Annotated in this window: 9 protein-coding genes and 1 pseudogene; 9 read left to right on the forward strand and 1 reads right to left on the reverse strand. The window is 63.2% G+C overall.

The window, feature by feature from the left end:
• The first annotated feature begins 142 nt into the window (after window positions 1-142).
• The 9 genes from I2488_RS18880 (at window position 143) to I2488_RS18920 (ending at window position 10731) form a co-directional block, all read left to right on the forward strand.
• Window positions 143-952, forward strand: a complete 810-nt coding sequence (locus I2488_RS18880) for an aldolase/citrate lyase family protein (RefSeq protein WP_343071119.1) — start codon at window positions 143-145, stop codon at window positions 950-952.
• Between the two features lie 244 nt (window positions 953-1196).
• Complete coding sequence (locus I2488_RS18885; RefSeq protein ID WP_246465769.1) at window positions 1197-3053, forward strand: SLBB domain-containing protein; 1857 nt, start codon at window positions 1197-1199, stop codon at window positions 3051-3053.
• Window positions 3050-4180, forward strand: a complete 1131-nt coding sequence (locus I2488_RS18890; RefSeq protein WP_196277342.1) for a capsule biosynthesis protein — start codon at window positions 3050-3052, stop codon at window positions 4178-4180. The genes I2488_RS18885 and I2488_RS18890 overlap by 4 nt, the downstream gene beginning before the upstream one ends.
• A gap of 17 nt (window positions 4181-4197) precedes the next feature.
• Complete coding sequence (locus I2488_RS18895) at window positions 4198-5178, forward strand: glycosyltransferase family 2 protein (RefSeq protein ID WP_196277343.1); 981 nt, start codon at window positions 4198-4200, stop codon at window positions 5176-5178.
• Window positions 5171-6517, forward strand: a complete 1347-nt coding sequence (locus I2488_RS18900; RefSeq protein ID WP_196277344.1) for a hypothetical protein — start codon at window positions 5171-5173, stop codon at window positions 6515-6517. The genes I2488_RS18895 and I2488_RS18900 overlap by 8 nt, the downstream gene beginning before the upstream one ends.
• Window positions 6514-7557, forward strand: coding sequence for an NAD-dependent epimerase/dehydratase family protein (locus I2488_RS18905; protein WP_196277345.1), 1044 nt, complete (start codon window positions 6514-6516; stop codon window positions 7555-7557). The genes I2488_RS18900 and I2488_RS18905 overlap by 4 nt, the downstream gene beginning before the upstream one ends.
• Window positions 7554-9368 carry a thiamine pyrophosphate-binding protein gene (locus tag I2488_RS18910; RefSeq protein ID WP_246465765.1) on the forward strand — a complete coding sequence of 605 codons (1815 nt, stop codon included), beginning with the start codon at window positions 7554-7556 and terminating at the stop codon, window positions 9366-9368. The genes I2488_RS18905 and I2488_RS18910 overlap by 4 nt, the downstream gene beginning before the upstream one ends.
• Before the next feature lie 4 nt (window positions 9369-9372).
• Window positions 9373-9801 carry a GtrA family protein gene (locus tag I2488_RS18915; RefSeq protein ID WP_196277346.1) on the forward strand — a complete coding sequence of 143 codons (429 nt, stop codon included), beginning with the start codon at window positions 9373-9375 and terminating at the stop codon, window positions 9799-9801.
• A 66-nt stretch (window positions 9802-9867) separates the two neighbouring features.
• Window positions 9868-10731, forward strand: coding sequence for a class I SAM-dependent methyltransferase (locus I2488_RS18920; RefSeq protein ID WP_246465766.1), 864 nt, complete (start codon window positions 9868-9870; stop codon window positions 10729-10731).
• Between the two features lie 801 nt (window positions 10732-11532).
• Here the strand turns inward: I2488_RS18920 and I2488_RS18925 are convergent.
• Window positions 11533-12072, reverse strand: a pseudogene (locus I2488_RS18925) (IS5 family transposase); the annotation flags it as partial.
• Window positions 12073-12195: the final 123 nt, after the last annotated feature.

Genomic DNA, 12195 nt, shown 5'->3' on the forward strand with positions numbered 1-12195 from the left:
TACCCTTGGCGAATCATGGTCCCCTGTGCGCATCATTGAACCATAAGTCTTGACCTTTGCGCCTGTGCTATGGCAAGCGGCCATCTGTCAATGATGTGTTTGTAGCGATGGTCCTTGTAACCGTTGCATTCTGGAGGTCTTTGTGAACATTGCTGAACGCCACATGCTTGACCTGTTGAAGCATGGTCGCGATTATTGCGGTTTTGTTGCTGTTAAGGCAGAGTTTGAGGCCGAAGGCACGCGTGCGGACGAACTTCTTCGGCTGCTGGAGGTTGCACACCGGGCCGATCTGAAGGTTGCGATCAAGATCGGCGGCTGCGAAGCGGTGTCGGATTTGCTGCAATGCCGCAATTATGGAGCCAATTACATTATCGCCCCGATGGTGGAAACGCCCTACGCCTTGTCCAAGTTCGTCGTTGCCAAGAACAAGGTTTACGGCAAGAACGAGCAGGAAACCGAATTCCTGGTCAACCTCGAGACGCAGGCGACGCTCGAGAATCTTGCCGGGATGGTGCCGGTTGCCAAGCAGGGCGGGATTGACGGGATCGTGTTCGGCCGCGTCGATTTCACCCTTTCGCGCGGGATGCCACGTGGTGCGATCAACGATCCCGCGATCACCACTGCGGTCCTCGAAGTCGCAGCCGCTTGTGCAGAGCATGATCTCGATCTCGTCGTCGGCGGCTCGGTCGCGGCCGAAGCTGCGGCGGCGCTCGCGCGTTTCCGCGCGGTGCGGCTCGACCGGTTCGAGACCCGCAAGGTCGTGTTCGATGGCGCTGCCGCCGAAAGCGAGTCGCTTTCGCTGGGTATTGCCACCGCGGTCGAGTTCGAGCTGACGTGGCTGCGCAACAAGCACGAATACTACAGTCAGATCGCCGGAGAAGATCTCACCCGGATCAAGATGATGGAAGAGCGGCAGGCCTCGCGCGTGCAGCTGGCGGCCGTCGGGCGCTGACTTCGGCGGGCTACGGGCAGCGCTCTTCGGGCCTGCCCGGACATACTCCATGTCGGCAGCTTTGGCGCCGCATGCTAGGGAGTTTTGTGTGGCGGGCCATTTGGGCCCATGCTGTGATGGCCTGATGAATCCCTGATCAGGCGAACCCGTGCACAGCTGATAGATGGGCAATCCGTTGAAAATCTCCAAGCTTGGATCTTGCGCTACACTGGCTTTGCTTGCGCTGTGCTGCGATCTGGTGGCGATGCCGGGCGTGGCGCAGGTCGTCGATCCCGGACAGGTCGCCTCGACCTATAGCGGTCAGGTTTCGACCGGCATGTCGCAGTCCAGCGCCGCCCAGAACGCCACGAACCGCGGCCTGCAGCCCGCGCCCAGCGTGCAGAGCAGCGCCATTCCGGACTATCGTCCGACGCAGCTCACGCTGCCCGCCGATGGCGAGGCTGCTGCCGAGCCGCGCCCCGTGGCCACGGATGAACCACTAGCGCGCCTGCGCCGCCAGCCTGCCGGTCCGCCCGGGGAATTCGAGGCGTTCGTTTCCGAACTCGTGGGCAAGCCGGTCCGCCGGTTCGGGTCCGATCTGCTCACCCCCAGCGCGCGGGATTTCATCGCGCCCCCGGTCGTTTCGGTGCCGCCCGATTACCGCATCAATCCGGGTGATGAGATCCGGCTCGGGCTGACCGGCAACGTGCAGGCCACCAACCTCAGGCTCAAGGTCGATACCGAGGGGCGGATCTTCGTCCCCGAAGTCGGCGCGATCCAGGTTGCGGGCGTGCCCTACCGCGATCTCCAGACCGTGATCGGCCGAGCGGTCTCGCGCCAGTACAAGGATTTCACCGCAACGGTCGGGGTCACCCGGCTCAACGGCATTACCGTCTACGTGACGGGCTTTGCTGCCGTGCCCGGCTCCTACACTGTCAGCAGCCTGTCGACGGTGGTGAACGCGGTGCTTGCCGCGGGCGGTCCGGCGGCCGGGGGCAGCTTCCGCTCGATCCAGGTCCGGCGCGGCGGCAAGCTCATCTCCGATTTCGATTTTTACGATTTCCTGCTCAAGGGCGACAAATCCGCCGATGCCGTGCTGCAGAACGGCGACGTGATCTTCATCGCGCCTGCCGGCGCGCAGATCGCGGCGATCGGCAGCGTGAACAACGAGGCTATCTACGAAGCTCGCGCCGGTGATACGCTCAAGGACGTGCTGGTCTATGGCGGCGGGGTCAACACCGTTGCCGACATTCGTCGCCTCCATGTGCTCGATCCGATGAGCGATCAGGGCTGGCAAGAACTGACACCGGAGGTTGCTGCGGCAACGCCGGCGCGGCGCGGGCTTGTGCTGCGCGTCCTTTCTGCCGTTGGCATCGCCCAGCCGCAGCAGCGACTGCCCGCGCTCGTCACCATCGGCGGCGAGGTGCAGAACCCCGGCCGCTACTTCGTGCAGCCGGGCACCACGCTTGATGAAGTGATCGCGAAGGCAGGCGGGCTTACGCCACAGGCCTACCCCTTCGGCGCGGTGTTCGTGCGCGACAGCCTGCGCCGCCAGCAGGCCTACAATTTCGCCAAGGCGGTCGACGAACTGAAAGTCTCGCTCACAGCGCAGCCGCTAGTGCGCTACGAAAATCAGGACAAGGACCACAGCGCCCGCCTTTCGGCCGTCGATGCGCTGGTAAAGCAACTCAATGGCCGCCGGATCGAAGGGCGTCTCGTCCTGCCGGTCGCGCCGAATGACCAGAGCCTGCCGGGAAGCTTCGTCGTCGAGAACAACGACAATCTCGTGATCCCCACCCGCTCGCTTGCGGTCGGGGTCTACGGCATGGTCAACAGCTCGGCCGATTTTCGCTACAATCCCGGCACCAAGGTGGGTGATTACGTGAAGCTTGCCGGGGGGGTCAACCGGCTGGCCGACCGCAGGCACGTCTTCATCGTGCGCGCGAACGGCACGTTGCTGAGCGGACGGGGCACGCTTTCGGCCGCGGCGCTGCCGGGCGATCTCGTGTTCGTGCCGATCGATTCCCAACGCGGCGCGTTCTGGGCGCGCTTCAAGGATCTGCTCAACTTCGGTTTCCAGGGCGCGCTCGCGAGTGCGTCGATCGTGGCGATCACCAAGTGACGGCTTGGCAGCGCATCGGCCGGCTGCGCGAACGCCGGATCCGGGTCTATGTGTACTGCGTGCTGGGCGCGGTTCTGGCCGTGCTCTGCCTCTTCCCGCGACCGTTCATGGCCCGCGCGAAAGTTGTGCCAGGGGATAACAACGCGGCCTCGCTGTTCAGCATGTCGGGTGCAGGAACGCAGCTGCAGAACCTTGCCTCGCTGTTCGGCGATCGCAGCGCGACCGAAGTGACGCTTCAGCTGGCCAAGAGCGATGCTGTCGGCCGCGACGTGGTCGCCCGCCTCAAGCTCGCCGGCCCGGGGCGTCCTTATGCCGACGAGCGCGCGGCGCTGGTTGCGCTGGAAAAGCGGGTCGACATTCATTCGCTGCTCGGCGGCATCATCGAGTTCGAGACGCGGGCCTATGATCAGGACTGGGCGCTTGATCTGACCAAGGCCTATGTCGCCGCGATGAGCGACCGCATGGGCGCCTATGTGCGCATGCAGGTCTCGCGCAAGCGCCGCATCGTCGAGGACCGGCTCAACAGTTCACAGGAAAGACTGGTGCAGGCGCAGACCCAGCTCGAGGCCTTCCGAAAGGCCAACCGCATTGCCGATCCCACCGCCCAGCTCGGTGAGCAGTTGACGGTGCGGGCAGGGCTCGAGGGCCAGCTTCAGGCCAAGCAGGTCGAGCTTTCCACGCTGCGCGACATTGCCGGGCCGGACAACCCGCGTCTTGCCGTCGTGGCGGGGCAGGTTGCCTCGCTTCAGGCGCAGATCGCCCGCGCGGCCACCGCGAAAGATGGGCAGGCCAGCCCTAACGTCGGTGCGATTTCGGAAACGGCGCTCGCCTACGCCCGGCTCTATCGCAACTTTGCTTTCGCGCAGGGCGTTTCCGACGTCTATCAGCGCGCCGCCGAAGAGATTGCGGTGCAGGAAATCGTCTCGCAGGACCGCGCCCAGCTTTCGGTTATCGACGTGCCCCATGTCGATCCCGACCGTTACTTCAACACCACCGCGGTGGCGCTTCTTGCGCTGCTCGCGGGGCTGATCGTGTTCGTCGAATTCTATGCGCCGGCGACGGGACTGTTCGATCCTGGCGCTGGACCACGCGAGACTGGCCCCACGCCAAGTGCGCCGGCCGATTGACGCAGGCGGGCCACAGCATGAACGATATAGAAGTCTCGGTCGTGATCCCCTGCCTTAACGAGGAAGAGAATGTACCGGGCATCTACGAGGAAGTCCGCGCCGAGCTCGTGAAGCACGCGCGTTCGTGGGAAATCCTCTTCATCGACAATGGCTCGAGCGACCGCACCCGCGAGCTGGTCCGCAAGATCTGCGATGCGGACAGCAATGTGCGGGCGATCTTCAACACGCGAAATTTCGGCCAGATGCGTTCGCCCACGCACGCGATCTATCAGGCCGAAGGCGCTGCCGTGATCGGCATGTGCGCCGATTTCCAGGACCCGCCCGCGCTGCTCGGCGAATTCATCCGCCAATGGCGTGAAGGCCGCATGATCGTGCTGGGCGTGCGGCGCAGCGAGGAAGCAGCCGGGGCCGTGCTCACTGCAGCCCGCAAGGCCGGCTACGGCTTCCTTGCGCGTAATGCGGACTATGCCGTGATCCCCGGCGCCACCGGTTTCGGCCTCTACGACCGACGCGTGGTCGAAACGCTCGCCCGCTGGCACGAGCCCGAACCGTTCTTCCGCGGCATGCTGGTGGAAAGCGGCTATTCGATCGGCCTCGTTCCTTACGACCGGCCGGAGCGGCGCGGCGGGCAGACCAAGAACGACGTCTTCGCGCTGCTCGATTTCGCGGTCTCGGGTCTTGCCGGCTCGTCCAAGGCGCTGCTGCGCCGACCCATCGTGTGGTCGCTCGGTTTTATGGCGCTCGGCTTCGCGCTGGCGATCTGCGGCGCGGCGGCAGCCTTTGCCGGCTGGGCCGCATGGCCGTGGGTCATCCTTGCCAGCCAGTTCGGCCTGTTCGGCTTCGGCTTCCTGTTCACCGGGCTCCTGGGCGAACAGGTGCGCATCATCGCCGAACGGACGCGGCGCGTCCCGCTGGTGATCGAGCAGGAGCGACTGAACTTTCCGCCGAGCCGCACCAGGCCGGTGCGCCAGCCGTTCGTCGTAGCCGAAGATGACTGAGGCAGCCGAACCGGATCGGCTCGATACCCTGCGGCTGGCCCTCCGCGCCACGCTGCACGAACTTGCGCTGCTGCTGCTCGTGCTCGCCTCGTTCGTCTCGGTCGTTCACTGCTTCTTCGAGACCGGATACCTGCCCCAGCCCTTCATATGGGATCCGCAGGATACCTTCATGGATTGGTTCAACACCGCCTACTGGGCCAATCACCGGGGCGCCTATTCGGTCTGGCGCTCGATCTATCCGCCCCTCTCGTTCGTGCTGCTGAGGCTGTTCAGCATCTCGTCGTGCTACGTCACCTCCTCGTTCGCGGCGCGGGATTGCGACTGGCTGTCGATCGTCACGATCCTCGCGTCCTATGTCGCGGCCATCGCCGTCTCCTACCTGGCCCTGCGCCGCAACGACCCGCGCACGGCGGTCATGCGCACGCTCGCCCTCGCGTTCGGCTATCGCTCGCTCTACGCGCTGGAACGCGGGCAACTGCTCATCATGTGCTACATCGCGATGGTCGTGGCGTTCGGCTTCTTCGCCACCTCGCGGCCGGTCCGCGCCATCGCCGCCGCGCTGATGATCAACTTCAAGCCCTACATGCTGGTGACGACCTTCGCCTGGGCGATCCGCCGCGATTGGCGGCAGCTCGAACTCGCCGCGATTGCCACCGTGCTCCTCTATCTGGCGACATGGGCCTTCGTCGGCGGCGGCAGCGTGGCCGAACTGCTTGCCAACACGGCCAACTGGATCACTTTCACGAGCGGCGATGTCGTTGGCGAGATCTACTATTCGACGAGCTTCAACGGCCTGTTCGGCGTGATTGACAGCGGCCGGTTCCCGGTACTGCGCTACTTCCGCTCCGACACCTACGAGACCTTCCGCTTCGTCCTGTCCACGGCGATGGCGGTGGCGCAGTTGACCGGCGTCGCGGCTCTGCTCCTCGCCTGGCTCCAGCCCAAGGCCGTCTCGATCACGCGGCTGGCCGCCATCGCGCTGCTGATCTCGCTGACGATCCGCTCGCCTGGCGGCTATACCGAGATGTTCCTCGTGTTCCTAGTGTTCATGGAGCCGTGGCGCGGCTTTGCCCGCATTGGCTCGATCACGATCATCTATCTCAACGCGCTCAACGTCGATTGGCAGATTTCGACGCTGCCGGTGATCCACGCGACGGCATGGCTCAGCGGCAAGGCGGTGACGGCGCAGTTCGGCATTGCCGTCGGCCAGTTCACGCACCCCATCGGCTTGCTCGCCGTGCTGATGCTGCTCTCGCTCGATACGATCCGTGAAGCGACGCTAACCTATCGCACACAGCGGCCCCAGCTTTCGTTCGGCGCGGCGCAGGCGGCGGCATGAGCCTGCATCCGATCCTCGCTGAAGACCTCGGCTGCGTGGTTGAGAGCCTTGCGGCGGACTGGCCCGCGCTACGCGGTGCGCGCCTGTTCATCACTGGTGGCACGGGCCTGATCGGGCGCTGGATGCTGGAAGCACTGCGACTGGCCGATGTGGCGCATGGGCTGGGCCTTGAGGTCGCGGTGCTGACCCGCGATCCCGCCGCCTTTGCCGCCAAGGCCCCCACGCTCGCCGCGTGGCCTGCGCTGCGGCTGGTGGCCGGCGATGTCCTCTCCCTGCAGCCCGATGGCGCGCGCTACACGCATGTGATCCACGGCGCGACCGATGCCAGTGCCGATCTCAACGAGAGCGATCCGCTGCGCATGTTCGATACGATCGTGGCCGGCACGCGCAATACGCTCGATTTCGCGCTGGCCGCGGGGGCTGGGCGCGTGCTATTCATGTCCTCCGGCGCGGTCTACGGCGGGCAGCCGTGGGACCTGACCCATGTCGACGAGGACTATCGTGGCAGTCCCGACCTCTCGACCCACCGCTCCAGCTACGGCGAAGGCAAGCGCGCGGCGGAAATGCTGTGCGCGATCTATCGCCGCCAGTTCGGGCTCGACATCGTGACGACGCGCATCTTCGCGCTGCTCGGCCCGATGCTGGCGCTCGATATCCACTTCGCGGCAGGCAATTTCATCCGCGATGCCATGGTCGGGCGCACCATCACGGTGAACAGCGACGGGCTGGCGGTGCGCTCCTATCTCTACACGGCTGACCTCGCGGCGTGGATGTGGGCCGTGCTACTGCGGGCCCCAGCCGGCGCGACGTACAATCTGGGCTCGGAAGAGGCCGTTTCGATTGGCGAACTGGCCGAGCGCGCAGCGACCCTGCTTGGCAGCGGCCGGTTCGAGATTCTCGGCAAGCCGGATCATGGCTGGAACCCGGGGCGCTATGTGCCCTCGACCGCAAGGATCCGCAGCGAACTGGGCGTGGTTTTCACCGTTGATCTGGACGAGGCAATTCGCCGCACCGCAGCGTGGAATGGATGGACGCGATGACCAAGGTGAAACTTTCTGACTGGGTGGCGCAGCAACTGGTTGCGCATGGGGTTGGCGACGTGTTCATGCTCACCGGTGGCGGGGCCATGCACCTCAACCATTCGATCGGCACGCACGAGGCGATCCGCACCACGTTCTGCCACCACGAGCAGGCCCTCGCGATCGCGGCAGAGGCCTATGGTCGGCTGACCGGGCGGCTGCCGGTCGTCAACGTCACTTCCGGGCCGGGCGGCACCAACGCCATCACAGGCATCTACGGCGCCTTCGTGGATTCGGTCGGCGTCCTCGTGCTTTCGGGACAGGTCAAGAACGAGACTACGGTGCGCCACACCGGGCTGCCGCTGCGTCAGTATGGCGATCAGGAACTCGATATCGCCCCGATCGTGCAGACGATCACCAAGTATGCCGAGATGGTCACCGATCCGCAGACCATCCGCTATCACCTTGAAAAGGCGATCTACCTCGCGCGTTCGGGCCGCCCTGGGCCAACGTGGCTCGACATTCCGCTCGATGTGCAGGCCGCGCGGATCGATCCCGATACGCTCGATCCCGGCTTCGATCCCGCCGAACTCGACGAGCCGTGGACGAGGATCGACCTTGCCGCCGCAGCCGAGGCGATCATCGCGAAGCTGAAGACGTCCAAGCGACCCGTCGTCTTTGCCGGCGGCGGTGTCCGGCTCAGCGGCGCGCATGCGGCCTTCATCGAACTCGTTCAAAAGCTCGGCGTGCCGGTCGTCACCGGGTGGAACGCGCACGACGTGATCTGGGATGATCACCCGCTTTATTGCGGCCGCCCCGGCACGGTCGGCGACCGGGGTGGCAACATGGTCAACCAGAGCGCCGATTTCCTCCTCGTGCTCGGCAGTCGGCTCAATATCCGGCAGGTCAGTTACAACTGGGACAGCTTCGCGCGCGAGGCCTACAAGATCTGGGTCGATATCGATCCGCTCGAACTGCAGAAGCCTAACGTCAAGCCGGACATGCCGGTTGTGGCCGATCTCAAGGATCTCATCCCTGCGCTTATCGCCGCCGCGCCCGAAGGCCCGACCGAAGAGCAGCGCGAATGGCTGGAATGGGCGGTTGAGCGGCGGCGCAGGTTCCCGGTCGTCCTGCCCGAATACAACCAGAATGCCGTCTGTCATCCCTATGTCGCGCTTGATGCGATGTTCCAGGTGCTCGACGGGGAGGATGTGGTCGTCTGCGGCAATGGCAGCGCCTGCGTCGTCGGCTTCCAGACCGCGCAGATCAAGCAGGGCCTGCGGCTGTGGACCAATTCGGGCTGCGCCACGATGGGCTATGATCTGCCGGCCGCGATCGGCGCCTGCGTCGGGCTCGGCAATCCGCGCCGGGTGATCTGCGTGGCCGGCGATGGCAGCATCATGATGAACCTGCAGGAGCTGCAGACGATCGTCGGCTATGGCATGCCGGTGAAGATCATCCTGCTCAACAACAACGGCTACGTCTCGATCTTCCAGACCCACCGCAACTACTTCAACGGCGTCGAAGTGGGTGGCGGACCCAAGAGCAACGTGACGTTCCCGGATTTCTCCAAGCTGGCGGCGGCCTTCGGCTACGGCTACTGGCGGATCGACGGGCACGAGAACCTTGGCTTGTTGCGCGACGCGATCGAAGCGCCCGGCGCCACGATCTGCGAAGTCATGATTGACGAGAATGCCTCGTTCGCGCCTAAGCTAGGGGCCAAGGTCCATCCGGACGGGCGGATGACCTCCCCGCCGCTCGAAGATCTCTCGCCGTTCCTTCCGCGCGAAGTGCTGCGCGAGAACATGCGCATCACGTTGCTGGACGAATGACCGCGTGACTTTGATCGACCGCGTCCTCGAAAGTCTGCGCCGGGGCGAGCGCCCGGTGCGCTATCTCCTTGCCGGCGCGGCCAACACCGCGTTCGGGCTGTCGTTCTTCCCGGCGCTCCTGTGGATCTGGCCGTGGTTTGCGCGCAACTACATGGCGGCGCTCGTCCTGTCGCAGCTGGTCTGTGTCGTGTTCGCCTTCAGCACCTACAAGATCGGGGTGTTCCGCACGCGCAAGAACATCCTGCGCGAGTTCGCCTATTTCTCTTCCTATTCCTACATCGTCTTCGGGGCCAACTTGATTGCCTTGCCACTGCTGGTCCAGGGTCTGGGCCTCCATCCCATACCTGCCCAGTTCGGCTTTGCGATGGTCACGATGATTGGCAGCTACTTCTGGCACCAGGCCGTAACGTTTCGTTCTGATACAGGGACTTGATGATCGATGGCAGCCTTACTTGAACGGGCCTGCCCGTGCTGCGGAAGCACGCAGGCGAGCCCTGAAATGCGTAGCAAGCCCGCCGGCGAGGATGTCGGGCTCGATGGCCTAGTGCCGTTCTGGGAAGGGCTGCGCAAGGAGCGCATGTTCTTCACCTACGCCCGGTGCTCGGGCTGCGGCCTGCTCTATTGCCCGCGCTATTTCACCGGCGAACAGCTCGGCAAACTCTACGCCAATCTCGCGCCCAACATGGATATCGTGCCTTCCTCCGCCATCGAGGCAACGCAGCGCGGATACTGGTCTGCGGTGGCCCGCAGCGTTGCGCCAGGCGATTACCTCGAGATCGGTCCGGATGTCGGGCACATCGTCACCTCTGCGGCCGCTTCGGGCAAGTTCGGCCACGCCTGGCTGTTCGAGCCGAACCGGGCTGTGCACGATGTGCTGGCGCGCTCGGCCGGTGCGCTGCCGCACACGATCAGCGCGGCGATGGATGATTTCGGCGGGGTTCCCGATGGCACGATCAGCCTTGCCGTAATGATCCATGTGCTCGATCACATCATCGAGCCGCTGGCGATCCTGCGCCAGATCCGCGCCAAGCTGAAGCCGGGCGGGCGGATTCTGATTGTGACGCACAACGAGAAGTCGCTGCTGCGCGCGGTGATGGGGCGCACCTTCCCGCCCTTCTGCCTCCAGCATCCCGAGCTCTACAATCCCGAGACGATGACGAAGGTGCTGGAAACCGCCGGCTATGCCCGCGTCGAGGTCCAGCGCAGCGTCAATCACTTCCCGATCAGCTTCCTCGCGCAGCAGGCCGGGCAGACAATTGGGCTGGACGTCTCCCGTCTCCCCCTGCCAGACATGGCAGTGGGCCTCAAACTGGGCAACATGCTAACGATGGCCCAGCTGTCGAGTGCCGCCACTGCGAAGTGATCCGCAATTTCCTCGATTACACCTTTGCTGAAGGCCGCCTTAGCAAGTACAGAGGGTTGCTGATGCAGCACTGGTGTTAGGCGGTTTATGAGTAGCCCCTAGCTTTCCGATGAAGCCTCGCACAGGCTCTTTGCTTCGAGTGCCGTGTGCGTTTCTGGGCTTTCCTATCTCCGTTGAGCGCTGATCAAAAGATGCGCTGATCTCCACGGTCCAATCACCGATCGTAAGCGCCGTTGGACGGGACTGCTTGCAGATAATACATGACGATCATCACCGCAGACGACAGACCATCGAAAATGCGTTCTGCAGGATCAACTGCGTCTGACGAGGCCCCCAGCTTTCCAGCGTAGACTAAACGAAGACGTACTCGAACACAGCATTAGCTGATGGTAAAGTTGACGCTTACGACGGCCACGTATCCTCTTTTTGCAATTGTCAGTCTAATGTAAGATATATAGAGAAGGCTAACAGACAGATCTATTCATCAAAATTTCCGAATGTCTTAAAGATTTTCAAAAATAAACTGTCAATCCTACGCTATTGAAAATTAATGGAAAAATATTCTCTTCAACCTATACTTCATTTGCTTTGGCGTCACGTTATGGCAAAATTGGGCGCGTCAGGTAACCTCTGAACCCGCCGATATCACGCGACCGACCAACTGTATTGTGTTACTCTTCAGATCATCCCGGTTTGGATAGTTCGGATTGTCTGTTAGCACAGCGACACGGTTTCACGACGGCTCAAGTGCGACCCTTCTAACCAGCAATCCATTATCGGCTCTAAGAGTCGGGTTCGAAACTAAGTCGTTGAGAGACAATGCCTTGCGGCACACCGAACAAAGGCTTGGACCGTGGCTACGAAGAGCCAAGCCGTGGCGGATGCGATGGTTTGCTCGAAGTCCTTGGCAAGTCGGCGATTTCGGTTGAGCCAGGCAATTCTCCTTTCGACCACCCACCGGCGGGGCAGGACTTCGAAGCCCATGACCTTGTCGGAGCGCTTGATGATTGCGATCATCCACCTGCCCAAAGGCTTCAGGGCATCTTTTAGCTTCTGGCCAGCATATCCACCATCAGCGAATATGTGCCTCAGCCAGAGAAACCGCTTTATGACGCCACCCAAGGCAATTGGAGCTCCCTCGCGATCCTGAATGTCGGCGGTATGGACAACGGCGAGAACCAGATTGCCTTCGGTGTCGGTGAGGATGTGGCGCTTGCGCCCTTTGATCTTCTTCCCGGCATCGTAGCCCCGAGGGCCGCCACTTGCCGTGGTTTTGACGCTCTGGCTGTCGATTACACCGGCGCTGGGCGTGGCCTTGCGACCCTGCGCTTCGCGGACCTGACGTGACCCCCTGATTTTCCTCCACGAGCGATTAGAGTCTGGCCTTGAAGGAAGGACAGACGATGAAGCGTGCAAGGTTTTCGGAAGAGCAGATCATTGGCGTGCTGAAGGAGGCAGAGGCGG

The organism is Novosphingobium jiangmenense (genome assembly GCF_015694345.1).
GTDB classification, from domain to species: domain Bacteria; phylum Pseudomonadota; class Alphaproteobacteria; order Sphingomonadales; family Sphingomonadaceae; genus Novosphingobium; species Novosphingobium jiangmenense.